This is a genomic window from Kitasatospora sp. NPDC101176 (genome assembly GCF_044768035.1).
Taxonomy (GTDB): domain Bacteria; phylum Actinomycetota; class Actinomycetes; order Streptomycetales; family Streptomycetaceae; genus Kitasatospora.
Genome location: NZ_JBIWPA010000003.1, coordinates 257,308 through 278,672 on the forward strand (window position 1 = coordinate 257,308; position 21,365 = coordinate 278,672).

26 protein-coding genes are annotated in these 21,365 nt (G+C 74.3%); 12 read left to right on the top strand and 14 right to left on the bottom strand.

The genetic code is table 11. From position 1 onward, the window contains the following. Positions 1–110: 110 nt before the first annotated feature. The 4 genes from ACIRS1_RS06405 to ACIRS1_RS06420 all read right to left on the bottom strand — a co-directional run bounded on the left by ACIRS1_RS06405 (position 111) and on the right by ACIRS1_RS06420 (position 3,680). Positions 111–983: a JmjC domain-containing protein gene (locus ACIRS1_RS06405; RefSeq protein ID WP_402837315.1), complete on the bottom strand. Its 873-nt coding sequence runs from the start codon at positions 981–983 to the stop codon at positions 111–113. A 197-nt stretch (positions 984–1,180) separates the two neighbouring features. After that, positions 1,181–1,453, bottom strand: coding sequence for a hypothetical protein (locus tag ACIRS1_RS06410; protein WP_402837317.1), 273 nt, complete (start codon positions 1,451–1,453; stop codon positions 1,181–1,183). A 177-nt stretch (positions 1,454–1,630) separates the two neighbouring features. Continuing rightward, the gene (locus tag ACIRS1_RS06415) at positions 1,631–2,161 is read right to left on the bottom strand and encodes a hypothetical protein (RefSeq protein ID WP_402837318.1); all 531 of its coding nucleotides are present in this window, start codon (positions 2,159–2,161) and stop codon (positions 1,631–1,633) included. Between the two features lie 217 nt (positions 2,162–2,378). Further along, positions 2,379–3,680 carry a LuxR C-terminal-related transcriptional regulator gene (locus ACIRS1_RS06420; protein WP_402837320.1) on the bottom strand — a complete coding sequence of 434 codons (1,302 nt, stop codon included), beginning with the start codon at positions 3,678–3,680 and terminating at the stop codon, positions 2,379–2,381. Between the two features lie 160 nt (positions 3,681–3,840). Between ACIRS1_RS06420 and ACIRS1_RS06425 the strand changes: the two genes are divergently transcribed. From ACIRS1_RS06425 to ACIRS1_RS06440, 4 genes are all read left to right on the top strand, one after another. Beyond that, positions 3,841–4,062, top strand: a complete 222-nt coding sequence (locus ACIRS1_RS06425) for a hypothetical protein (protein ID WP_402837321.1) — start codon at positions 3,841–3,843, stop codon at positions 4,060–4,062. 125 nt (positions 4,063–4,187) lie between these two features. Then, the gene (locus tag ACIRS1_RS06430; protein WP_402837323.1) at positions 4,188–4,481 is read left to right on the top strand and encodes a response regulator transcription factor; all 294 of its coding nucleotides are present in this window, start codon (positions 4,188–4,190) and stop codon (positions 4,479–4,481) included. A 40-nt stretch (positions 4,482–4,521) separates the two neighbouring features. Then, complete coding sequence (locus ACIRS1_RS06435) at positions 4,522–6,156, top strand: alpha/beta hydrolase (protein WP_402837325.1); 1,635 nt, start codon at positions 4,522–4,524, stop codon at positions 6,154–6,156. Between the two features lie 445 nt (positions 6,157–6,601). Then, positions 6,602–7,429, top strand: coding sequence for a BPL-N domain-containing protein (locus ACIRS1_RS06440; protein WP_402837327.1), 828 nt, complete (start codon positions 6,602–6,604; stop codon positions 7,427–7,429). Here ACIRS1_RS06440 and ACIRS1_RS06445 read toward each other — a convergent pair. The 3 genes from ACIRS1_RS06445 to ACIRS1_RS06455 form a co-directional block, all read right to left on the bottom strand. Next, positions 7,414–7,878, bottom strand: coding sequence for an NUDIX domain-containing protein (locus tag ACIRS1_RS06445; RefSeq protein WP_402837328.1), 465 nt, complete (start codon positions 7,876–7,878; stop codon positions 7,414–7,416). The genes ACIRS1_RS06440 and ACIRS1_RS06445 overlap by 16 nt on opposite strands. 77 nt (positions 7,879–7,955) lie before the next feature. Beyond that, on the bottom strand, positions 7,956–8,201 hold the full coding sequence (locus tag ACIRS1_RS06450) for a hypothetical protein (RefSeq protein WP_360207101.1): 246 nt from the start codon (positions 8,199–8,201) through the stop codon (positions 7,956–7,958). After that, complete coding sequence (locus tag ACIRS1_RS06455) at positions 8,201–8,401, bottom strand: hypothetical protein (protein ID WP_387902701.1); 201 nt, start codon at positions 8,399–8,401, stop codon at positions 8,201–8,203. The genes ACIRS1_RS06450 and ACIRS1_RS06455 overlap by 1 nt, the downstream gene beginning before the upstream one ends. Positions 8,402–8,519: 118 nt before the next feature. Between ACIRS1_RS06455 and ACIRS1_RS06460 the strand changes: the two genes are divergently transcribed. The 3 genes from ACIRS1_RS06460 (at position 8,520) to ACIRS1_RS06470 (ending at position 10,280) form a co-directional block, all read left to right on the top strand. Then, positions 8,520–9,356 carry a helix-turn-helix domain-containing protein gene (locus tag ACIRS1_RS06460; RefSeq protein WP_402837330.1) on the top strand — a complete coding sequence of 279 codons (837 nt, stop codon included), beginning with the start codon at positions 8,520–8,522 and terminating at the stop codon, positions 9,354–9,356. Continuing rightward, positions 9,340–9,552, top strand: a complete 213-nt coding sequence (locus ACIRS1_RS06465; RefSeq protein WP_402837332.1) for a DUF397 domain-containing protein — start codon at positions 9,340–9,342, stop codon at positions 9,550–9,552. The genes ACIRS1_RS06460 and ACIRS1_RS06465 overlap by 17 nt, the downstream gene beginning before the upstream one ends. A 137-nt stretch (positions 9,553–9,689) precedes the next feature. Beyond that, positions 9,690–10,280 carry a DUF5919 domain-containing protein gene (locus ACIRS1_RS06470; protein ID WP_396317065.1) on the top strand — a complete coding sequence of 197 codons (591 nt, stop codon included), beginning with the start codon at positions 9,690–9,692 and terminating at the stop codon, positions 10,278–10,280. Positions 10,281–10,488: 208 nt separating this feature from the next. Here the strand turns inward: ACIRS1_RS06470 and ACIRS1_RS06475 are convergent, their stop codons facing one another. Beyond that, on the bottom strand, positions 10,489–11,472 hold the full coding sequence (locus tag ACIRS1_RS06475) for a GNAT family N-acetyltransferase (RefSeq protein ID WP_402837335.1): 984 nt from the start codon (positions 11,470–11,472) through the stop codon (positions 10,489–10,491). A gap of 289 nt (positions 11,473–11,761) precedes the next feature. Next, positions 11,762–12,211 (bottom strand): carboxymuconolactone decarboxylase family protein, encoded by a 450-nt coding sequence (locus ACIRS1_RS06480; RefSeq protein ID WP_402837337.1) that lies wholly within the window; start codon positions 12,209–12,211, stop codon positions 11,762–11,764. Between the two features lie 83 nt (positions 12,212–12,294). Between ACIRS1_RS06480 and ACIRS1_RS06485 the strand changes: the two genes are divergently transcribed. Beyond that, on the top strand, positions 12,295–13,173 hold the full coding sequence (locus ACIRS1_RS06485) for a sigma-70 family RNA polymerase sigma factor (protein ID WP_402837339.1): 879 nt from the start codon (positions 12,295–12,297) through the stop codon (positions 13,171–13,173). A 290-nt stretch (positions 13,174–13,463) separates the two neighbouring features. On the opposite strand, the gene ACIRS1_RS06490 is transcribed toward ACIRS1_RS06485, so the two are convergent. After that, complete coding sequence (locus ACIRS1_RS06490) at positions 13,464–14,606, bottom strand: Fic family protein (RefSeq protein ID WP_402837341.1); 1,143 nt, start codon at positions 14,604–14,606, stop codon at positions 13,464–13,466. 23 nt (positions 14,607–14,629) lie between these two features. Continuing rightward, positions 14,630–15,286, bottom strand: coding sequence for an NUDIX domain-containing protein (locus ACIRS1_RS06495; protein ID WP_402837343.1), 657 nt, complete (start codon positions 15,284–15,286; stop codon positions 14,630–14,632). Positions 15,287–15,522: 236 nt separating this feature from the next. On the opposite strand from ACIRS1_RS06495, the gene ACIRS1_RS06500 reads away from it, so the two are divergent. Next, positions 15,523–16,698: a PQQ-binding-like beta-propeller repeat protein gene (locus tag ACIRS1_RS06500; RefSeq protein WP_402837345.1), complete on the top strand. Its 1,176-nt coding sequence runs from the start codon at positions 15,523–15,525 to the stop codon at positions 16,696–16,698. 55 nt (positions 16,699–16,753) lie between these two features. Here ACIRS1_RS06500 and ACIRS1_RS06505 read toward each other — a convergent pair whose 3' ends face one another. Next, entirely contained in the window at positions 16,754–17,776 is a 1,023-nt protein-coding gene (locus ACIRS1_RS06505; protein WP_402837347.1) for a hypothetical protein, read from the bottom strand. 189 nt (positions 17,777–17,965) lie between these two features. Here ACIRS1_RS06505 and ACIRS1_RS06510 point away from each other — a divergent pair, with 189 nt between their 5' ends. Further along, positions 17,966–18,358 carry a peptidoglycan-binding protein gene (locus tag ACIRS1_RS06510; RefSeq protein ID WP_402837349.1) on the top strand — a complete coding sequence of 131 codons (393 nt, stop codon included), beginning with the start codon at positions 17,966–17,968 and terminating at the stop codon, positions 18,356–18,358. Between the two features lie 139 nt (positions 18,359–18,497). Here the strand turns inward: ACIRS1_RS06510 and ACIRS1_RS06515 are convergent, their stop codons facing one another. Next, positions 18,498–18,824: a rhodanese-like domain-containing protein gene (locus tag ACIRS1_RS06515; RefSeq protein ID WP_402837351.1), complete on the bottom strand. Its 327-nt coding sequence runs from the start codon at positions 18,822–18,824 to the stop codon at positions 18,498–18,500. A gap of 37 nt (positions 18,825–18,861) precedes the next feature. Here ACIRS1_RS06515 and ACIRS1_RS06520 point away from each other — a divergent pair, with 37 nt between their 5' ends. Beyond that, positions 18,862–19,476: a TetR/AcrR family transcriptional regulator gene (locus ACIRS1_RS06520; protein WP_402837353.1), complete on the top strand. Its 615-nt coding sequence runs from the start codon at positions 18,862–18,864 to the stop codon at positions 19,474–19,476. Between the two features lie 55 nt (positions 19,477–19,531). Here ACIRS1_RS06520 and ACIRS1_RS06525 read toward each other — a convergent pair whose 3' ends face one another. Beyond that, positions 19,532–19,759: a hypothetical protein gene (locus ACIRS1_RS06525; RefSeq protein ID WP_402837355.1), complete on the bottom strand. Its 228-nt coding sequence runs from the start codon at positions 19,757–19,759 to the stop codon at positions 19,532–19,534. A gap of 116 nt (positions 19,760–19,875) precedes the next feature. Between ACIRS1_RS06525 and ACIRS1_RS06530 the strand changes: the two genes are divergently transcribed. After that, positions 19,876–21,159 carry an MFS transporter gene (locus ACIRS1_RS06530; RefSeq protein ID WP_402837356.1) on the top strand — a complete coding sequence of 428 codons (1,284 nt, stop codon included), beginning with the start codon at positions 19,876–19,878 and terminating at the stop codon, positions 21,157–21,159. Positions 21,160–21,365 lie beyond the last annotated feature (206 nt).

A 21,365-nucleotide genomic window follows, 5' to 3' on the forward strand; every position in this document is an offset into this window, starting at 1 on the left:
GGTTCGGGGCGGGCCGGGGGCCGGGGCTGGTGGTCGGGGCGCCGCCGGGTGACTCAGGCGGCGGCTCGGGCGACTCGGACGACGGCTCGGACGACGGCTCGGGCGGCGGGTCAGGCGCCGTGGGCGGTGCGGCGGGCCCCGGCGACCAGGTCCTCGGGGGTGACGGCGGTGAGGCGGGCGCGCAGGTGGTCCAGCAGGACGGCGCCGGCGCGCAGCAGGTCGGCCTCGTCCAGGGGGCGCTCGGGCAGGGCGGGCCCGTCGGCGGGACTGTCGGCGAGCAGGGTGCGCAGCCGGGCGCGCAGGTGGTCGGCACGGGCCTCGCGCAGGGCGACGGTCAGGTGGAGGGAGGGGGCGGGCCCGGTGGCGCGGGCGGTGTGGGCGTGGCCGTCGGGGACGTAGAGCACCTCGCCGGGGTGGACGGGCGTCTCCAGCAGGCACCGTCCGGGGGTGTCCTCGCGGCCGGGCCGCCAGGCGGGGTCGGCGGGTGCGGGGTGGACGCGCCGGTGGGTGGTGCCGTCGAGCTGGATCACCAGGAGGTCGCCGTCGGTGCGGTGGGCGGGGCCGTACGGTCCGGGCGGGGTGTGGTCGAGGAAGGCCTCGGCCGGGCGTCCCGTCGCCTCGGCCAGGCCGGTGGTGAGTTCCCGGACACCCGGGTGCCAGTGTTCGAGGTGGTGCAGGTGGAGGGTGGCGCCCTCGTCCTGGATCAGGGTGCGGACCAGGGCCGGGTCCAGGCAGCCCTGGAGGGGGTGGCCGGTGACGGTCCGCGGGGTGCAGAACCGTTCCTCCGGGAGGGGGTCGCCCCCGGCGGTGGACAGGGTCGCGTACGGGGTGCGCAGCGTTCCGCCGTCGACGAGGTCGGACAGGGCCTGCGGGGTGAGGAGCCGGGTGGGCGGGTCGGCGGGGTGGAGGAGGGCGGGGCCCCGGCGCCAGTGCCGGCGCAGGAAGGTCTCGGGGTCGCCGACGCAGCGTTCGAGCCGGTCCATGGCCGTGGCGGGTCCTTTCCGGTGGTTCGTCGGGGGCGGGGCGGCCGGTACGGGGCGTTGCGGCGGGCGTCGGGGCCTCGCGGGCCGGGCGGGCGCGGGCCGGGGGCCCCGGTGGCCTGGACGGCCGCCGGAGCCCCTGGGGTCTGTCGTCGGACCCGTGTCCGCGGGATCCGGGATCCGGGGTCCGGGGTCCGGGGTCAGCTGATGTGCGAGGGGCAGTGGTGGCCGCAGTCGTCGATGGCCATGTGGTCGGTGTGCACGTCGGGCGTCGTGCCGTGGCCGACCGGGCCGTGGACGGCCGGCGTCCGCACCACCGGGCCGTGGACGGTCGGGGCGTGGCCGGCCGAGGCGGAGGCGGCCGCCGGGGCGAGGGTCGCCGCGCCGAGGGCGGCCGCGGCGGCGACGGACAGCGCCGTCCGGCGGGCCAGGACGGCGAAGGTGGTGGTCGTGGCGGTGGTGCGGGTACCCATGGTGGTCTCCTTCGGGACGGGGGTGGGCGCGCCCTGGTCGGGCGGGCCCGGTGGGGCGGCCGTGCGCCGGTGGGCGCGTCGGCCTGGTGCCGGGGGGATGCCGGGGAGGCGGGATCCGGTGGCCGGGGAGGCGGGTTCCGGTGGCCGGGAGGGGCGGTGCGGCGCGGTGGTGTGTGGTCAGCCGGCCGGCCCGGGGGTGTCGGGGCCCGCCGGGCCGTTGCCGGCGGTGAGCGGGATGCGCAGCACCAGCGGTTCGGCGCCGGGCCGGCACTGCAGGCGGTAGCCGCAGCCGGGTGGCAGCAGCAGCCACTGCCCGGGCCTCAGCCGGACGGTCTGTGGTGATCCGTCCGCCCGGTCCGGCCCGAACCGCCCACCGGGGCCTGTCGGTTGGACGCGCCCGGCGCCACGGCGCTGGAACAGTAACAGGCTGCTCGCGCTCCGGCCGGTGAGGGCTCCGGCGCCCCCGACCGCGGCCGGCTCCACGAGCCGTCCGAGGCGCTCGTGCAGCGCGGCGGCGAGGGCGGCGGTGTGCCTCGACCGTCGGTGGGCGTCCGGCGCGGGCGGCGGTTCGTCGCCGTCCGGGCCGTCGTCCTCGGTCCACAACAGGGCCGGACCGTGGCCGAGTCGGCGCTGCAGGAAGCCGACGACGTCCTGCAGCAGGTCGTCGTCCCGGAGGGTCGGCAGGTGCGACTCCTGGCCCCACAGCATCGCCTCACCTCCGCCTCGGCCGGGTTCCCGCCGCCCCCGCTCCGATGATCCATCGTGCGCAGCGGCCGCCGTGACGCACAGTCCCGGGTTCCCGGTCCCGGGATCACGTGACACGGGCGGGCTCGGCCGGCCCGTCGCGGGGCGGACGGGTCGGCCTTCCCGACGGGCCTTCCGTCCGGGGGCGCCTGCCCGTCCGTCCGGGCCGTCCGTCCGGGGCTCAGTCGTCCAACAGCCCTGCGCGGGCCGCGGCCACACCGGCCTGGAAGCGGCTGTCGGCCGCCAACTCGTCCATGATGTCGGCGATGTGGCGGCGGGCCGTGCGCAGCGACATGCCCAGCCGGCGGGCGATCGCCTCGTCCTTCAGGCCGGCGGCGAGCATCCGCACGATGGTCTGGTCGAGCTCCTGGGCGACCTGCCCGAAGCCGTCCTCGGCCGCCTCGGCGAACGGCCTGGCCAGCGTCCACGTCTGCTCGAAGATCTCGCACAGGTATGCCACCAGGGCTTTCTGACGCACCACCAGGGCGCCCCACGAGCCGTCGTCCAGGGGCAGGAAGGCGAGCTCGCGGTCGAAGACGATGAGCCGGCCGAACAGCTCGTGGGCGGTGCGGTACTCCGCGCCGAGCGCGGTGGCCGCCTCCACGTAGGCCTGGCTGGGGCCGTTGAAGCGGGCGGTGTGGTGGTAGAGGGTGCGCATCCGCACTCCGCGGGCGAGCAGGACGCGGTCGCGCCGCAGCGCGTCCTCCATCGCGGCGGGGACGCGGGAGCCGCCGCCGGGCTGGCTGGTGAGGACCTCGCTGCGGCACTCGGCGGAGGCGCGGTCCAGGGCGGCGCGGACCTCCGGCAGGGTCGCGATGACCTGCAGCTGCGGGGGGTCGTCCGCGCCGGGGGCGTCGGTCGCGGGCCCGTCCGCGGCGTCGGCGGCGCTGGCGTCGGCGGCGCCGACCACGGCGGCGTCCCCGCCGGCGGCGGCGTTCCCGCCGGCGGCGCGGATGGCGGCGCCGACCACGGCGGCGTCCCCGCCGGCGGCGCCGTTCCCGCCCGCGACGGCCTGCCGGTGGACCGGCAGGAAGCCGGCCACCAGGGCCTGGCGGTGGGCCAGTTCGGCGCGGCTGCGCCGGACGGCGGCCTCGACGGGGTCGGCCAGGGCGGCCATCGCGGCCTCGGGGGCGACGGCCCTGCCCAGGCGCGGGTCGTCGGGGTCGCGGTGGACCAGCTGCCAGGCCAGGAGGCGTTCGAGGGCGGGTGCGGCGCCGTCGGGGTCCAGGCCGAGGCCGGTGAGGTGGGCGGCGAGGGCGGCCGCGTCCAGGCTGCCGTGTTCCAGCACCCAGGCGTAGGCGGCACCGTCGGCCGGCTCGGGAGCGGGCGCGGGGACGGGGACGGGGACGGGGACGGGGACGGGCAGGGCTGCCGGTACCGCCCCGTCCAGGGCTCCGGGGCCTGGGCCTGGGTCGACGCCCGGGCCCGTGCCCGTGGCGGCCGACCGGGGCGGATGCGGCGGGGTCTGGGGTGAAACGTCCACTTCCGTCCCCCGGTCATCTTGCTGCCAGTGCTGTCGGTGGGGCCCCGATCGATGGCGCGGGCGGCCCTTGATCGTCATGCTAGTTCACAGGCCGCCGGGGCCCCGCCGATCACGGCTCCCGGCCCGCCGCCCGCTCCCCTGTCGCGTCCTGGAGGACCCCTTGAAGCGTTTCGTCGCCGCCACCGCCCTGCTCGCCGGACTGCTCACCGCCGCGGTCGGCGGCGCGGCCTCCGCCTCGGCCGCGGCGGCGACGGACACCCGGCCGGCGATCGGGGCGACCCAGCCGTCGCCGGTGCTCCAGCCGCCCGGCGCCACCAAGAACATCGCGGACACCTCCTGGGGCGGCAGCTGCCACACCCCGCTCTGCAAGCCGATCATGTGACGCCGCCGGCCGGTCGGACCACCCCGACCGGCCGCCCTCCCCGGCCCGCCCCGGTTCGTCCCGGCTCGCCCCGTCCCGTTCCGTCCTGGTCCGTCCCGGGCCGCCCGCGGCAGAGAGGCTCCGACATGCCCGTCACCACCCCGTCCTTCGCCACCGCGCCCGCACCCGCCGCACCCGCTGCGCAGGCCCCCGCCGCCTCCGCCATCGCCGGGCTGAGCCAGCGCGAGTGCCAGGTCCTGGAGCTCCTCACCCAGGGCGCCACCTACGGCGCGATCGCCCGCCGCCTGGAGCTCAGCCCGCACACCGTCGACACCTACCTGCGTCGCATCCGGGCCAAGACCGGCACCAGCAACCGGATCCAGCTCGCCCTCCTCGCCCACGCCGCGATGCCCATCTCCGGACGCCTCGGCGTCAACTGACGGACGATCAGCTACACCTGGGGGAACCTAGGGTGGCGGTATGAGACACCGCACGGCACTCGCCGCCCTCGCCCTGTCCACGGCCGCCCTCCTCGCCGCCACGGCGGCACCGGCGCCCGCAGCCCCGCAGCAGTCCACGGCCCCGCAGCAGTCCGCCGCCCCACCCGGGGCCCGCGCGGACGATCCCGGGACCGCCCCCGACAGTGACGGGGCCCCCGACAGCACCGCCGACAGCGCCCCCGGTGAGGTCACCGGCCTCGACGGACTCGCCGCCTACCGCCACCAGCCGGTCACCTGGGCCACCTGCGCGGATCCCGGGCTCGCCGCCAGCGGCACCGAATGCGCCACCCTCAAGGTCCCGCTCGACTACCGCGCACCCCGGGGCCGCACCCTCGACCTCGCGATCTCCCGGATCCGGGCCAGCGACCCGGCCGAACGCCGCGGCATCCTGCAGACCAACCCCGGTGGCCCCGGCAGCCGCGGTCTGGACATGCCCACCGCGCTGCTGGCCCGGGCCGCGCCCGAGGTGGCCGCCGCCTACGACGTCATCGGCATGGACACCCGGGGCACCGGCGCCAGCGGAGCCCTGGACTGCGGCCTGGAGCGCGGCAGTTGGCTGCGCTCGGTGGGCACCGACCAGTCCGGCTTCGAGGAGAGCCGGCGCCTGGCGAAGAACGACGCCGACGCCTGCTGGGCGAAGTACCCCGACCTGCTGCCCCACCTCACCACCCGCAACATCGCCCGCGACGTCGACCTCGTGCGCGCCGCCCTCGGCGAGCGGCGCACCTCCTGGTTCGGGCAGTCCTACGGCTCGCTGCTGGGCGCGGTGTACGCGCAGATGTTCCCGGGCCGCGTCGACCGGCTGGTCCTCGACAGCGCCCCCGACCCCGCCCGCTACGGCATCCTGATGTTCCAGGACATGGGCCCCGCCCACGAGCGGGCCCTCGACGACTTCGCCGCCTGGGCCGCCCCCCACCACCGCGAGTACGGCCTCGGCGCCACCCCGGCCGCCGTGCGCGCCACCGTCGAGAACCTGGTGCGGCGCGCCGAGGCCGCACCGATAGCCGTCGACGGCTTCCAGGTCGACGGCCGCCTGCTGCCGGTGCTGCTCACCGTCTGCCAGGGCGACGACCGCGACGGCGCCGACTACGCCGCCGTGCTGCGCCAGCTCCTCGACGCCGCGGACGGCAAGCCGGTGCAGGTCACGCCCGGGCTGCACGAGCTGCTGACCGTCGTCTTCCAGCCGCGCAGCGTCGGCGCGGACCTCGACCTGGCCTCCGCGATGGCCGTCCTGTGCGACGACGTCGCCATGCCGCGCGACCCGCAGTGGTACCGCGCCGCCGTCGAGCGCTCCCGCGCCTCCCAGCCGGTCTTCGGCCCGGTCTACAACGGCCCGACGCCCTGCGCGTTCTGGCCGCAGGCGCCCCGGGAGACCCCGGTGGAGGTCGACAACGCCGTGCCCGCCCTGCAGATCCAGTCCACCGGCGACACCCACACCACCTACCCGGAGGCCCTCGCCATGCACACCCGCCTGCACGGCTCGCGCCTGGTCACCGTCCCCGGCCGCACCCACGGCCTCTACCTCGGCGGCTACAGCCCGTGCGCCCAACAGGCCGTCGACGCCTACCTGGTGACCGGCGCCCTCCCCGCCGCGGACACCACCTGCCCGCGCTGACCCCTGCCCCCTGAACCCCTGCCCGCTCCCGGCGCCGGACGTGACCCGCCCCCTCGTCGACAGCCGCGTGCTACGGTCCTCAGCTCCGCAGCGGGTCGAGGGGCCGGGCGCAACGCCGGCGCAGCCCGTCCGACCGGCGCCGCACCATCGTCCGACTCACCACGCGGGGACGGGCGGCTGCTGCGCCGGGCCGAGCGTGTGCGGACGGAGACCGACCGCGGCTTCCTCGCGGCGCTGCCGCCGGCCGAGGCCGACGCGCTGCTGAGCGCCCTGCGCACGCTCGCCACCGGGTAGCCGCCCGGGGCCGGTGGGCCCGCCCGTCACCCGTCCGTGGCGGCGGATGTGCACGGCACCCCGGACGGCCCGTAGCGTCGCCGTCGGCATGCGGTCGACACCGCGTGCCGCGGCAGGGCCAGGGGTGTCGACGGTGGGGGGCGTACGGGCGATGAGGCGGATTCGACGGGCAGCGGCGGCCCTGGCGGTGGCGGCGGCGGTCTTCACGGCCTCGGCCTGCAGCTCCTCCCCCGCGCCACCGGCCCCGGCCGCCCCGGCTTCCCCGGAGGGCGCGGCGGACGACGACCCCGCCGGTGACCCGGGCGGGCGCCCGCTCGCCCTCGTCTACCGCGGCCCGGCCGCCTGCGACGGCTGCCCCGAGGCCACCCGGCAGCTGCTGGAGCACGACGGCTACGCCGTGCACTACATCGGGCCGCAGGAGCACCTGCACTTCGGCCCCGGCGCGCTCGACCACGCCGCCCTGTACGCCCAACCCGGCGGCACCAACGGCCAGGAGGTCGGCACCGCCTGGCGCCTGCTGCGCCAGGACCCGGGCTTCACCCCGGACCTCGTGCGCGACTACGTCCGCGCCGGCGGCCGCTACCTGGGGCTGTGCATGGGCGGCTACCTGGCCGGCGACCCGGGCTACGACCTGCTGCCCGGCGACTCCGGCCAGTACATCCGCACCCCGGGCGCCACCGTCACCGACGACCGGGACCACCTCGTCGCCGTCGCCTGGCGCGGCCGCCCGCAGCGGATGTACTTCCAGGACGGCCCGTACTTCGACGTCGACGGCCCCGGCGTGGACGTCCTCGCCCGCTACGGCAACGAGCGCGCCGCGGCCGTCGTCGCCCCGTACGGGTCCGGGCGGGTCGCCGTCAGCGGCCCCCACCCGGAGGCACCGGCGGACTGGTACCGCGACTACGGGCTGCCCGACGGGTCGGCCACCGGCCAAGCCCTGGGCGAGGAACTCCTGCACGCCCTTCAGGCGGCCCGCTGACCGAGTTGGAGGAGGGGCAGGGAGCGTCCGGAGAGGGCCTCGGCGAGGCGGGCGGCCTGGGCGGGGGCCATGGTGTCGGGCAGGCGGCGCACGGGGACGAAGCGGGCGCCGAGCAGGGCGCTGCGGTGGCGGGGCGCGACGGTGAGGCGCTCGGTGGTGACGGTACCGCCGTCGAAGACCAGGGCGAGGCGTTCCAGGTGGCGGTCGGCGGGGGTGAAGTCGACGGCGAGGACGGCGGTCAGGTTCAGGGTCAGGCCGGTGTCGTGGTGCAGGTGGCGGGCGGCGGCCAGGTGCGGGGGCTCGTTGGGCCGGGCCGCACCGCCCGGCAGGATCATGCCGTCCAGGTAGTCGGGGTCGACGAGCAGGACGTCGCCGCGCAGGTTGCGGACGAGCGCGAGGCAGCCGAGCCGGCACACGGGCGGCTTGGCCAGCAGACGGGGATCACGCATCAGGGGGTCATTTCCTCAGGGCGACGAACAGCAGGAGCAGGGCGAAGCAGGCCCACCAGCACAGACGGGCGAGGAGGTCAGTCGTCATACGTCAGGCGCTCGTAGCGAAGCCCCTTGCGCAGCAGGTCGACGATGCGCAGCACCTCGGACGCCCGGGCTGCCCCCAGAGCGACCAGGTAGCAGCCGGTCCGGCGCCCGTACTCCCAGTCCACCTCCGCGGAGGGCAGCGTCACCCCGCCCAGGGCGAGCACGGTGGTCAGGTCGTCCAGGGCGTCGGCGGCCTGGCGCCGCTGGTCGGCGGTCACGCGGGAGAGGGTCGACATCAGTGCTCCCCCGGCCGCTTGTGCACCTCGAACACCCGCCAGGCACTCCAGGCATCCGTGAAGGAGGAGAACCCCTTCAACCCGCCGGAGTCCTGGCACAGCCACTCCCCCGTCATCTCGTTCCGCACCCGGTAACACCGCCCCTCGGGGTCCCACCGAACCCCGTAGCCGTGCAGCTCGGGCACTTGGTCATGCGTCATGGGAATAACCTTCCGCAGCCGATCTTTCACGCTCTGTGTGGAAAATGGTTGCGGAACGACCCCCTCGCAGGGAAGGATCTGAAGTCGCCAGTTCAGCATGGTTCAGTTGGGAAGCATCATGAACCGTAAGGATCTTGATCCTACGTCATCTCCCTACGCGGCCCTCGGGATCCAGCTCCGCCGCTCACGCGAGGCACGCGGCCTGACCCAGACGGAGCTCGGAGAGGCCATCGCCTACTCCGGCGCCTACATCTCCAGCATCGAGCGCGGCGTCCGCCCGCCGAGCCGTCGGTTAGTGGAGGTCGTGGACGAGTACCTCACCACCGGTGGCACGCTCGCCCTCATGCTCGACCAGCTCGAACACAGCATCCTCATAGAAGGTTTCCCCGAGTACGCCGAGCGGGAGGCGGAGGCAACCGCGCTCCGGCTCTTCCAGATCGGGGTGATCTCAGGACTGCTGCAAACCGTTGACTACGCCACCGCGTATGAGCAGGCCTTCGTCCGGCGCGGATCTGTCACACAGCAGCAAGCCGACGAGCGCACACGCTTTCTCCTTGCCCGACAGGAACGGATCAACCGGCCATCCCCTCCCTACATTCACACGGTTCTCGATGAGTGGAGTCTGCGACGGCCAATCGGCGGTCCAGCCGTGATGGCCGACCAGTTGGCCCATCTCGAAGAGCTCGTCGACCGACCGAACGTGACTCTCCAGATCGCGCCACTGAGCCTCGGAGAGAACCGGCCGTTCGCACACCCGGTCACATTGCTCACGATGCCCAATCGCTCACTGCTCGGCTACTCAGAGAGCCACCAGCGGGGCTATCTGGAGCGCGACGCCGAAACCCTCGCTGGCTGGAGCAGGGAGTACGATCGGCTGCAAGCCGAGGCCCTGCCTCTGGCCGCGTCGCTTGAGCTGATCCGCGTAGTACGGAAGGAATTTGAACGTGCAGCTTGACCTATCCGGCGCTCGCTGGCGCAAGAGCACGTACAGCGGCGGCGGGGGCGAATGCGTCGAGGTGGCAGACGGCCTCCCCGGCACCGTCCCAGTCCGTGACTCCAAAGACCCTCACGGTCCCGCGCTTGCCTTCCCCGCCGACGCCTGGCAGTCCTTCGTCACCGCCGTCCGCACCGGCGAGTTCGACGCCCGCTGACGGCAACACCCGCCTCGCCGCCCCACCCACGGGGCGGCGAGGCGATCTGAACTCCCCCAGCAGGTTCAACCCGACCAGGGCAAACGGCACCAGGCTTCTCTCCCAGCGGCCGTCTCTACCTCAAGGTTGGTGAACGAGTGGTCTGGTCCGACACCCACCACATGAACCTCAAGGCCGGCCACGACCGCGAGGTGCTCGCGGTCTACCCCTACCGTTCGGCCTGCCCGAAGTCGGTGTGGGCGCAGCTGATCGCCGAGGCCAGTGCCGACGTCTTCCTCTGCGGGTACACCAACTACTTCGTCTGGCTGGAGCAGCCAGCCCTCCTGCAGACTCTCCGCCGCAAAGCCGAGAGCGGCTGCCGCATCCGGTTCCTTCTCGGAGATCCCGGCTCCGAGACGACCCGCAGGCGTGAGCTGATCGAGGATGTCGCCCTCACGGTGTCCACGCGGATCAGGGTCACCCTGGAGAACCTGGGCAAGCTCTCCGACACCGAGGGCGTCGAGGCCCGCTTCAGCGCGGAGGAGGACGGTCCGAACCATGTCGGCCTCTCGGTGTTCCGCTTCGACGATCACGCCCTCGTCACCCCGCATCTCGCCCGGGCCGTCGGCCACGACTCACCGATGATGCACTTCCGGCGCAGCGAGGAGAACGGCATGTTCGACCGCTTCTCCGAGCACGCCGAGGAACTCTGGTCCCGGGGCCGCGACATTCGATCCGACTCCACCTGAGGTTGAGCGAATCCGCCGCACCAGCCGGCTCACGGCGAAATCGGCTGCCGCGCCTGCGATCCCGCCGTCCGCACCGGCGAGTTCGACTGAACCGGCAAGCCACCGCCGGAGTGGGAAGCCTGGGCAGGGGTAGCTCTGGACGGCACAGGAGGGCATGACATGGCCGACGACAAGTGTGGATCGGCCGGACAGTCCAACGGCTGGTCGATCAAGCGAGCGGCTTGCGGTAGCGGACATACTCGTTCTGTCTCCGGAACCCCACGCTCTCGTAAAGATCGTAGGACCGGTGGGGATTCGCCGTGCCCGTGTACAGCCTGGCCGTCGTTGCACCCTGCTCGCGAAGGCTTCGCAGCCCTTCCAGCAGCAGGATCCGGCCGATTCCGAGGCGTCGCCGGTCCGTTCGGACGCTCAGCTCTTCCACCTCGCCCACGGTGTGGTCGTGGTTGCGGATGGAGCAGAGGGCCACGCCGAGCATCTCCCGCCCCCTCCAGGCAGCCCTCCAGCATGCCGGGTCGGCGGTGTCGACGAAGTCCTGGAAGGTCCATTTCCGAGTGAAACCGGTTTCCGCGTACGACTCGACGACCGTCCTCCAGGCCGCGCGGTAGTGGCCGGTCCCGATCGGCCCCGTCCTTATCCCGGCCGGGAGTTCGCTGCCTCGTTCGGGCAACTGGTGCAGATCGCCCAGCTCCAGCTCGACCAGGCTGAAGACACGTCGGTAGCCGGCTGCGAGCAGAAGCGCCGTGGCGTCCTGCTCGGAGACCGTGGCGTTCGCACCGATCACTGCAGTCCGAGCCGTGCCATGGTCTTCGACGAGCCGGCCGATCCGCTCTTCGGCCCAGCGCAGCATGGCTGACCCGATGCCCTGGTCGCGATGCTCGGGCACGAGGTAACCGCGGTGCAGGTAAAGCCACGTATCGTCCCGCTCCTGCCACCACCGGATCGTCGAGTATCCGACGACGCTCCCGCCGCGTACCACCAGGACCTGGTTCTCGGACGGCTCGTCCAGCTTGGCGGAGGCCTCGGCGATCCCGGCCGCCGTCGGGAGCACTTCCACAACCGAACGGGTGTCGACCCCGTCCCGTTCGACACATCCCAGCCGCACCGCGGCCATGGGGCCGTGGTCCTCCTCGCCCCGGTACGGGCGGAACCCGAAGCCGGCGGGGAGGTCCTGTCCCGGTGTGTCATCCGACATGAGCGGATGATCTCGGACTTCGAGGCAGGTCCGCCACCCTGTTCATGGTTCATGCTGCGGTCGTGTTCGGCCGTTCCACGGGGCAGCCGCGTTCGACGTGGGCTCCGGCTCGGACGAGAGCGACGAGGTGGGGCGCATTCACGGCTCGCCAGCGGGTCTGGTGAGGAGCGGGAAGTCGGTCTCGCCGACTTCCCACTCGAACGGGCCCTGCTGGTCGTCGGGTTCGTGGCCCTCGCCGCGCCGGCCGGCCACCGGGGCGTCGTCCCTCGTGGACGACGCCCTGGTGGGCTCACCAGCTCTTGCCGGCCTGTTCCCGGATCGTGTGGTTGATCCGGTTGAAGAAGCCGGTCATGGCGATCTCCAGGATGATCGCGTTCAGCTGCTCCCCGGTGAAGTGGTCGGCGGCGGCATCCCAGATCTCGTCGGTCACACCGGGGGCGCCGTCCTGGATGCGGGTGGCGGCCTCGGTCAGCGCGAGCGCCGCCCGCTCCTCGTCGGTGAAGAACGGCGTCTCGCGCCACGCGACCACGTGGTGCAGCCGCTCGTCCGTCTCCCCGGCCTTCTTCGCGCCCGAGACGGTGGCGAACACGCACGGCGCACAGCCGTTGACCTGACTGGCGCGCAGGTGGACCAGCGACAGGAGGCGCCGGTCGACACCTCCGGCGGCTACCGCCTTGTGGAGGTGCTGGATCGCGGTCATCAGGTCGGGGTTCATCGCACCCTTGAGGCGTGGTTCCATCAGGTCTGCTCCTTCAGTGGTTACCCGGGCCCGTCCGGACCCGTCATCACCCATGACGGAACGGATTCGGGGAAGGTAACAACATGTTCGAGACCGGCTCGACGGACCCGGTGGCCCAGGCGTTCGAGTCCCAGCGCGACCGGCTGCGCGCGGTCGCCCACCGCGTGCTCGGCTCGCACGCCGACGCCGAGGACGTGGTCCAGGAGGCCTGGCTGCGGCTCTCCCGCCAGGACGCGGCGGTCATCGAGAACCTCTCCGGCTGGCTGACCACCGTGGTCGGCCGGATCAGCCTCGACGTCCTGCGCTCGCGCCGGACCCGCCCCGAGGCGTCCTACGACGACCAGCTGCCCGAACTCGTGGTGACGCTCGACGACGCCCCCGCCCCGGACGACGACGCGGTGCTCGCCGACTCGCTCGGGCTCGCGCTCCTGGTCGTCCTCGACTCGCTCCGGCCCGGCGAGCGGCTGGCGTTCGTGCTGCACGACCTGTTCGCGGTGCCGTTCGACGAGATCGGACGCATCCTCGGCAGGTCCACCGACGCCGCCAAGATGCTCGCCAGCCGCGCGCGCCGAAAGGTCCGGGCGACCGAGCGGCCGATTCGCGCGGGCCGGGAACAGCGCGAGGTGGTTGGCGCCTTCCTGGCGGCGGCCCGCGGTGGCGACTTCGACGGTCTGCTCCGCGTGCTCGACCCCGAGGTGAGGCTCACCGTCGACACCCCCGGCGGTGTGGTCGTCACCCTCGGCGCCACCAAGGTCGCCGCCGGCGCGCAGCTGGCCGCCGGCGCGGCCGCCCTGGGCAGGGCGGCGCTCGTGGACGGCCGTCCCGGCGTCCTCTCCTGGCGCGAGGACGGCACCCCGCTCTCGGTCCTCGCGTTCACCGTCACCGACGGCCGGATCACCGCCATCACGGCAGTGGTCGACCCGGCCAAGCTCGCGCGGATCGACCTGCCTGCCCCTGCGTGAGCGGCTGCGTCACCAGCCGATCGGGGTGCTCGGCACGGGAGGCGTACCAGCGTTCCAGCGTTTCGAGGCTGAAGACCTCGGGGGTGGCGGTCAGTCGGTCCGTTTCCGGTTCGGCTGCCACCGCGACCAGCGCGTCGGCCGCCGCGCCGGCTGGGCCCGCCGGCCACGGCCCCGGCGGCAAGTCGAGCTGTTCGGGACCGGCGAGCTCGCACACCCCCGCTCCAACGAGCCGGCGCACCGTCCCGCGCGTCGCCGTCCGGCTGACCGGGGAGAGCTCCCCGGTCGGCCTGTCACGCGGCGGAGTACGGATCGACGATGGTGTGGTGCCGTTGGGCGGTTTCCAGGACCTCCTGCGGAAATCGGGGGCCGGCAACGTAGTGACGGCCCTTGGTCTGCCCCACCGCTGTCAGCAACTCCGCCTTGGTCAGAGCCTGCAGGTCCCTCGTCGCCTGCTGGGTGTTGATCGCCTCGGCCTTCTCGTAGCGCGAGCGGCGCACCCGCCCCACCATCGCCACTTCGTGCAGAGCGGTCGTCTGCCGCTCGGTGATCCCGTAGCGGTCAGCCGCCTCGATGAGCTGCGTCCAGCAGTTGTTGGACCGGTCGACACGGCGCTGGACCCGCTGCGCCTGCTGGTGGTACGCGAGGAGGTTGAACTTGATCCACGGCAGAGTCTCCCGCTGGGGCGACCAGACCGGCCCGCCGACCTCGCGCAGCACCTTGTAGTACTCCCACGTGTTGCCGGGCATACCCAGCCACTCTTCGATCGAGGAGAACTCGGGAGCGAGGACTCCTCCCCGGGCGATCAGGAGGGTCTGCAGGGAACGGGACATCCGGCCGTTGCCGTCCGACCACGGGTGGATCTTCACCAGGTTGAGGTGCGCCATCGCGGCCCGCACGAGGACGTGGATTTCGAGGTCGCCCTCGTTGAGCCAGCCGACGAGCTCACCCATCAGGCCGGGCAGCGATTCGTGGTCCGGCCCCTCGTAGTCCGTGGCGAGCTCGTCACCGGGGGCCGTGATCCGGATGGCGGTCCTACGCCACTGGCCGGCAGTCTTGAGCGGGTGGTGGTGGCCTTGGAGCATCCAGTGCAGAGCGTTGAGCAGTTCCTTGCTGTAGCGGAAGTCAGCGGCGTCATGGAGGGACTGGATATAGGTCATGGCCTGCTGATAGGCCAGGGTCTCCGTCTTGTTCTCGTCGCTGGCCTCGACCTCGCGCTCGCCGTCCATCAGGTCGGCGACGTCCCGCGCGTCGACCCGATAGCCCTCGATGGTGTTCGAGGCTGCGATGGCACTGGCCGTGAGGGCCTTGCGCAGGTCGAGCGTCCATTTCATGGGGGCCTGTTGAACGGCGTGCCGCAGCTGGTCCCGCATGGAGTTGATCTGTTCCAGGACCTGATGGTCAACGGTCTCGAGGCGGGGCGTCTGATACAGCATGCACAAATGATACCCACACCCTATCATTCAATCAATGTCGCGCGCCGGGTGCGGAGCCGGTCCTCCCGCTGCACCAGTGGGGAGGATCCGGAGACGGGGCCGCCCTGCCAGGACCCGGGGGCGTCGGGGCCGCGTCCGGTGCGCAGCGTCGCGGCGTAGGCCGCCGCGTCCGCGGCCAGCTCGGCGCGGGTGGCCGAGAGGACGCGGACCTCGCCGCCGGCGCGCGCGGCCAGGGCGGCGCGCAGCCGGGAGAGGCGCAGGGCACCCGTGTAGGCGGGGAGGTCGTCGGGGGCGACCCAGGCGGCGTCGCGGATCTCGTCCGGCTGGAGGCGCAGCGGCGGGTGGGGAAGCGCGACGGTGCCCAGATCGAAGTAGAACTGGACGCCCGGCATGTTCGGCAGGTCGCTGCCGTCGCCGCTGGCCCAGGCGATGTGGAGCAGCCGCCCGGCGCTCAGGCGTAGCCCCGTCTCCTCCAGGAGCTCCCGCTCCGCGGCCTGTTCGGGGGTCTCGCCGGTGTCGATCACGCCGCCGGGGCAGCCCCACGGCTCGCGGTTGAAGCTGCGGACGAGCAGGATGCGGCCGTCCGGGTCGGTGACGAGGCAGGAGACCGCGGGGAAGGCGCGGGCGATGCCGGAGAGGTAGGCGGGGACCTCGGCGGATCCGGATCCGGGTTGTGACATCGACAGGGCTCCTCGGATGGTTCGTTGCCCGCGCACGTCCGGAGACTGCGGAGACGCTGCAGGGGGCGCAGCGGCTCGCCGGACGGCCGCGGACGGGTGGGCGGGCACCAGGTTCGCTCTTTCGGATCCTGATGGTCCACCGGATGGCACCTGAGGCCGGGCGTCCCGTTGCCCGCGGCCGGTGGCCGCGGGTGCGGGTGCGGGTGCGGGGAACCGAAAGGTCCGGCTACGAAGTCATGTTCGATGTGAACCCCGACGCAGCAGTCCAGAACCCCCCGGCCCGGCCCCCGATCAACCGCAGGCGGCTCCTGCTCAGCGCCGCCGGGGGCGTGGGCGCCCTCGCCCTCGTGGGCGGTGCCCGGTGGTGGGCGGACCGCGGCGCCGAGCGCGGCCCCCGGCTCTGGGACACCACGGCCGCGAGCGGGCGGGTCCTGCTGGCCGACGGCCCGCAGCAGGCCGTCTACGTCTCGGGGTACGACGGCACCGTGCGCGCGCTCGACCCGGGAACCGGCGCGGTGCGCTGGAGCCGGACGGTCGGTGCCCCCGACCCGGTCACCGAGAGCATCGGCGGGCGGCCGGCCGTCGTCGGGAGCGGCGTGGTGTGCGTCACCGGCACGACCGGTCTGCAGGCCTTCGACGCGGCCACCGGCGAGCCGCGCTGGCAGGTGCCCGTCCCCGAGTGGAGCGACCTGCCCTGGGGGACGGGCCCCGCGCTCGGCGGCGGTACCGTCTACGCCGTCCACGGCGGCTCGCTGCATGCCTACGACGCGGCCACCGGCGAGACCCGCTGGAGCAGGGCCGCCGATGTCAGCGGCCACCTCGCCGCGGACGGTGACGGCGTGTACGCGGCCGGCGCGGCCGCCGGGGTCCGTGCGTTCGACGCGCGCACCGGTGGGCCGCGCTGGACGGAGGACACCCTCGTCCCCACCGGCAGCACGCCGCTCGTCCACCGGGGCGCCGTCCTGTTCGCCCACGCCACCGGGGCGGCGGCCACCACCGGGGTCTCCTCGCTCGACGCGGCCACCGGCCGGGTGCGCTGGCGGCGCACGCAGCGCGGCGCGACCAACTGCCCGCTGTCGGTCGCGGGCGGGACGGCCTGCTTCCTCAGCGGAACGCGGCTGACCGGGTTCGACACCGAGACCGGTGAACCCCGCTGGCAGAGCTCCGTGGTCGCCGGCCTGGGCCGCGGGGAGAGCTCGATGACCGTCGCCGAGGGCGGCGTCTACGTCGGCACCAACGACGAGCGGCTGTTCGCCTACGCGCTCGACACCGGAAAGCTCCGCTGGCAGGACGCGCCGGAGAAGCTCCGCAGCGACACCGAGTACACCCGGGTCTCACTCGCGGCCACCGGCACGACGGTCTTCCGCAGCACCCTCAACGGCGGCGTCCACGCACTCGGTGCGTCCGCCTGACGGCCCCTGCGCCCCGGAGGTGTGGGCGGCCCTGCGGGGGCTTGCGGATCCTGCGTCAGCCCTCGCCGCCGCCCGCCAGCTGGCGTGACGCGCTCTGCGCGGCGTCCTCGACGCCGCCGCGCAGCAGGACCTCGCCCAGCAGGGTGAGGTGGTGCACCACGGTGCCGCCCCGGCGCTCCTTGGCGGTCAGTCCGGCCTCGGCCAGGATGCCGGCGTGCTCGCTGGCGGTGGCCGGGGCGAGGCCGAGTGCGGTGGCCAGGTCGCCGGTGCTCAGCGGGCCGTCGGCGGCCAGGATGCCGAGGGCGGCCGCCCTGGTGCGGCCCAGGAGCGCCGTCAGGGCCGGGCGGGGGCCGGGCCGGTCGTCGGTGAGCGGGCGCCGGCCGGCGGGCACGGGGTAGATCAGGACGGGCTGCGCGCCCGGGGTCTCGAGTGCGGCGACCACCGGGCGGCCGGGGGCGAAGACGGCCGGCTGGAGGAGCAGGCCGCGGCCCGCGGGGTCGAGTTCGACCGGGCAGCGCGCGCCGGGCAGGTGCAGGAAGGGCCGCTGCCAGCGCACGGCGGGGTGCAGCGTGGCCAGCACCTCGTCCAGGCCGGCGGTGGCCAGCTGCCGTGTCCGGTAGCGGTGTTCGGCGGCCACGCGCGCATCGATCCGCTCCCGGTACGGGGTGATCGCCGCCGTCTGGTACTCCGCGGTGAGGTCGCCGAGCAGCAGCCGTGACCTGCGGTCCCCGGCGGCGAGGTCCCGGGCGAACGGGGTCAGCCGCCGCAGGCGTCCGAGCGCGCCGAGGTAGTGGCGGCCGGCGCGGTCCAGCGCGTCCGCGGTGGCCTCGGCGGTGTCGCGGCCGTCCGGGCGTACGGTGAGGAACTCCGGGACGGCGGTGGCCGAGAACAGGTCGAACAGCATCGCCGAGCGCGGCTTCCAGCGCTGTCCGAGCTGCTCGCGCCACTGGCCGAGCCGGTGCTCGGAGCGGCGGGTCGCCAGCAGGTGGAGGCTCAGCGACAGCTCCGCGGACATGTCGGCCGTCGGCGCGATCCGGGTGCGCGCGAGGTCCTGCTCGGTGAGGTGGATGGTCAGCACCTGTCGATCCTGGGCCGCGGCACCGGCCCGCGACAAGGGATCCGGCGGGGATTCGGCGAGGGCCGAAACCCTGGCCCAGGGGCGCGCGACTGACGCATCGTCATCGGCATCGCCACCGAGCCGTCCCTGCGGCGGGGGCGGGAGATCCGCCGCCGGGACGGCACCCTGCAGACCCGAGGAGAGACCACCATGCGCATGCACACCTGGACGCGCCGCGCCGCCACCCTGGCCGTGGGCGCGGCCGCCGCGCTCGCCCTGACCGTCGGTTCCGCCAACGCCGCGGGCAGCATCTCGAAGGGCATGTCCGGTCCGAACGTGAAGTGCCTCCAGCGCGCCCTCGACGACGTGGACGCCGCGGGACTGGAACCGGACGGCAGTTTCGGCAACCTCACCTACGACGCCGTCGTGGACTTCCAGAACTCGCACGGCCTGCGCGGTGACGGCATCGTCGGCCCGCTGACGGGCGGCGCCATCAAGTCCGTGATCAGTGCGCGGTACAACGCCGGGCACGGCAACGACGACCCGCTGGAGCGCGAGCTGGGCGACTGGCTGTCGGGCTGCAGCAGCCAGCTGCCGGGCTGATCCCGGGGCGGCCGGGGCGGGCGGCCCGGCACCGGACCGGCCGGGGCCGGGGAGCGGGGCCGGGGAGTGGGAAGTCGGCGGGGGCGACTTCCCACTCCCCGGCCCCACTTCCCGACCCCGCCCCCCGCACTGCTCCGGCTCAGGCGGTCTCGACCGGCAGGCCCGCCTCGACCCAGTCCTGGATGCCCTCGCGGTACTTGCGCACGTTGCGGTAGCCGAGGGCGGTCAGCCGGTCGGCGACCTGGCCGCTGTTGGGGCACGCGGGGTTGGAGCAGTAGGTGACGATCGCGGCGTCGCGGTCGGGCAGCAGCGCGGGGGCGTGGGCGTCCACGTCGGCAAGGACGAGGGCCAGTGCGCCGGGCAGGTGCTGCTGGTCGTAGTAGGCGCCGCCGAGCGCGTCGACGACGGTGACGGTGTCGGCTTCGATCGCCGCGGCCAGTTCGTCACGGGTGATGAGTGCGGTCATGTCGCTACCTCCGAAGGAATCGGACTACAGTCCTCTTATGGCTCACGACAGTAACGGACCACAGTCCGGTTCGGCAATCCCCCTCGACCTGCTGCGCACCCCGCCGCCCAGGGAACGTGCCGACGCGGCCCGCAACCGGGCCGCGGTACTGGACGCCGCCGCGAAGCTCTTCGCCGAACTGGGCGTCGAGGCCGTGTCCATGGACCAGATCGCCGCGGCCGCCGGCGTCGGCAAGGGCACCCTGTTCCGCCGCTTCGGCGACAAGTCGGGGCTCGCCGTCGCCCTCCTGGACGCCCGCGAGCGCGTCCTCCAGGAGGGGATCCTGCACGGGCCGCCGCCGCTCGGCCCCGGAGCCCCGGCGCCCGAGCGCCTGACCGCGTTCATCGACGCGTACTTCGACTACCTGCTGGAGCACCTGGCGCTGGTCCGGATGTCCGAGACCGCCACCCCTGGCGCCCGCTACCGCATCGGGGCCTACCGGTTCTGGCACCGCCACCTGGCGATCCTGCTCGCCGGCGCACCCGACCCCGACCAGACCGCCCACGCCCTGCTCGCCGCCCTGGCCGCCGACCACGTCGCCGCGCTCCTGCCCGAACTCGGCGAGCAGCGGATGCGCAGCGGCCTGATCCGCCTGGCCCACAGCGCGCTGTGACGCCCCCGGGGCCGTCCGGCGGGCGGCGGCCGCGCGCCCGGCCCCGTCGGACCGCTCAGCGCAGGTTGTTCTTGAACCCGTCGAGGATCACGGCCAGGAACAGCGCGCCGAGCACCCCGGCCAGGGCCAGCACAACGGCGGCGGCCATCCCGACGACGGCCCAGACGCCCGCCCCGAAAACGAGCAGCAGCACGAACCCCGCACCGCCCAGCGCCGTCATCCCCGCCAGCAGCGTGAACATCATCGGCGGCCCGGTGAACCGGTTGCGCCTGACCTTCGCCATGGACCAATCCTGCCCCAACTCCCGCTCGCCGCCCGGCGAATGCGCACCTCCGCACGGTGCGGCCCGGACGGCCCGGTTCGAAAAGGGCCCCGGGAGCCGCTGTTAGCCTGTTCGACATGATCATGAAGAGCGCCGGGTCACGGATGTCCGGCGTGCTGGGGCCGGGTGGTCCGCAGCGCGCCCTGATCGTCGCGAGCTTCGTCAGCCGGGTGGGCAACGGGCTGTTCAACACCGCCGCGGTGCTCTACTTCACGCTGGTGGTGCACCTGCCCGCCGCGCAGGTCGGGGTCGGCCTCACCGTCGCCGCGCTGGTCGGGCTGCTGGCCGGGGTCCCGGCCGGGAACCTGGCCGACCGCTACGGGCCGCGCACCGTCTGGCTGACGGCCGTCGCCCTGCAGGCCGCGACGATGGCCGCGTTCGTCCTCATCCACGACTGGGGCACGTTCACGCTCATCGCCACCCTGGACCGCCTGGCGGCGACGGCGGGCGGGGCCGCGGGCGGAGCGCTCGTCGCCCGCGCCGGCGGGGACCACCCGGCCGCCTTCCGCGCGAAGCTGCGCACCTTCGTCAACCTCGGCGTGGTGACGGGCACCCTCGGCGCCGCCGTCGCCGTGTCGGTCGGCACCCGCCAGGCGTACACCGCGCTCATCCTCGCCAACGCCGCCAGCTTCGCCTGCGCCGCCCTGATCGCCCTGCGCGGCGTCCCGAACTACCGGCCGCTGCCCCGGCCCGAGGAGCACCACCACGCGGCCGTCCTGTCCGACCGGCCCTACCTGACCTTCGTCGCGCTCTACGGCGCGATGGGCCTGCAGTACCAGACCGTCTCCCTGCTCCTGCCGATCTGGCTCTCCGCCCACACCGACGCGCCCCGCTGGACGGTGGCGGCGGTCAACGCCGTCAACAGCGGGGTGTGCGTGCTGCTGCAGAGCAGGATCGGCTCCCGGGTGGAGACCACCGGCCAGGGCGGCCGGGCGCTGCGCCTCGCCGGACTGCTCTTCCTGGTCAGCTGCCCGTTGATGGCCCTGACCGCGGACGTTCCGGTCTGGGTCGCGCCGGGGCTCGCCGTCCTCGCCGTCGTCGTGCACAGCCTCGGAGAGGTGTGGGAGTCCTCGGGCGGCTACGCGCTCGGCTTCGGCCTGGCCCCCGACCACGCCCAGGGGCAGTACCAGGGCTTCCTCGGCGTCGGCTTCAACGCCGGACAGGCGCTGGCCCCGCTGGTCCTCACCACGGCGGTCCTCGGGCTCGGGCAGGCGGGCTGGCTGCTGCTCGGCGTGTTCTTCGCCGCCCTGGGCGCAGCCGGACCGCCGGTCGCCGCCTGGGCGCAGCGCACCCGCCGCCCCGCCCCGGCCGCGACGGCCCAGGACCGGCCCGCGCGGACCCCACTGCCCGACGGCGCGTAGGACTTCCCGGCCGGGCGCCGGAGCCGGGAGCCGGGCTCGGCTCGGGGACGGCCTGGCGGCGACGGCCGCGGGGCCGGAACGGGCCGGGGTCCGGGCAGCGCCTGCGCGGGCGCTGTCCGGACCGCGGGCCGCAGACCTGCCGGACATCTCCCGCGCAGCGCTCGGCTCCGGCCGCGTCCGCACGGGGACGGCTCCGTCCCTGCCCG

Bases quoted from the DNA above. Each gene is read 5' to 3' on its own strand.
- ACIRS1_RS06405 (WP_402837315.1), bottom strand. From the start codon at position 983: ATGGACCGGCTCGAACGCTGCGTCGGCGACCCCGAGACCTTCCTGCGC.
- ACIRS1_RS06410 (WP_402837317.1), bottom strand. From the start codon at position 1,453: ATGGGTACCCGCACCACCGCCACGACCACCACCTTCGCCGTCCTGGCC.
- ACIRS1_RS06415 (WP_402837318.1), bottom strand. From the start codon at position 2,161: ATGCTGTGGGGCCAGGAGTCGCACCTGCCGACCCTCCGGGACGACGAC.
- ACIRS1_RS06430 (WP_402837323.1), top strand. From the start codon at position 4,188: ATGCCCGTCACCACCCCGTCCTTCGCCACCGCGCCCGCACCCGCCGCA.
- ACIRS1_RS06435 (WP_402837325.1), top strand. From the start codon at position 4,522: ATGAGACACCGCACGGCACTCGCCGCCCTCGCCCTGTCCACGGCCGCC.
- ACIRS1_RS06440 (WP_402837327.1), top strand. From the start codon at position 6,602: ATGAGGCGGATTCGACGGGCAGCGGCGGCCCTGGCGGTGGCGGCGGCG.
- ACIRS1_RS06445 (WP_402837328.1), bottom strand. From the start codon at position 7,878: ATGCGTGATCCCCGTCTGCTGGCCAAGCCGCCCGTGTGCCGGCTCGGC.
- ACIRS1_RS06450 (WP_360207101.1), bottom strand. From the start codon at position 8,201: ATGTCGACCCTCTCCCGCGTGACCGCCGACCAGCGGCGCCAGGCCGCC.
- ACIRS1_RS06455 (WP_387902701.1), bottom strand. From the start codon at position 8,401: ATGACGCATGACCAAGTGCCCGAGCTGCACGGCTACGGGGTTCGGTGG.
- ACIRS1_RS06460 (WP_402837330.1), top strand. From the start codon at position 8,520: ATGAACCGTAAGGATCTTGATCCTACGTCATCTCCCTACGCGGCCCTC.
- ACIRS1_RS06475 (WP_402837335.1), bottom strand. From the start codon at position 11,472: ATGTCGGATGACACACCGGGACAGGACCTCCCCGCCGGCTTCGGGTTC.
- ACIRS1_RS06480 (WP_402837337.1), bottom strand. From the start codon at position 12,211: ATGGAACCACGCCTCAAGGGTGCGATGAACCCCGACCTGATGACCGCG.
- ACIRS1_RS06485 (WP_402837339.1), top strand. From the start codon at position 12,295: ATGTTCGAGACCGGCTCGACGGACCCGGTGGCCCAGGCGTTCGAGTCC.
- ACIRS1_RS06490 (WP_402837341.1), bottom strand. From the start codon at position 14,606: ATGCTGTATCAGACGCCCCGCCTCGAGACCGTTGACCATCAGGTCCTG.
- ACIRS1_RS06495 (WP_402837343.1), bottom strand. From the start codon at position 15,286: ATGTCACAACCCGGATCCGGATCCGCCGAGGTCCCCGCCTACCTCTCC.
- ACIRS1_RS06500 (WP_402837345.1), top strand. From the start codon at position 15,523: ATGTTCGATGTGAACCCCGACGCAGCAGTCCAGAACCCCCCGGCCCGG.
- ACIRS1_RS06510 (WP_402837349.1), top strand. From the start codon at position 17,966: ATGCGCATGCACACCTGGACGCGCCGCGCCGCCACCCTGGCCGTGGGC.
- ACIRS1_RS06515 (WP_402837351.1), bottom strand. From the start codon at position 18,824: ATGACCGCACTCATCACCCGTGACGAACTGGCCGCGGCGATCGAAGCC.
- ACIRS1_RS06520 (WP_402837353.1), top strand. From the start codon at position 18,862: ATGGCTCACGACAGTAACGGACCACAGTCCGGTTCGGCAATCCCCCTC.
- ACIRS1_RS06525 (WP_402837355.1), bottom strand. From the start codon at position 19,759: ATGGCGAAGGTCAGGCGCAACCGGTTCACCGGGCCGCCGATGATGTTC.
- ACIRS1_RS06530 (WP_402837356.1), top strand. From the start codon at position 19,876: ATGATCATGAAGAGCGCCGGGTCACGGATGTCCGGCGTGCTGGGGCCG.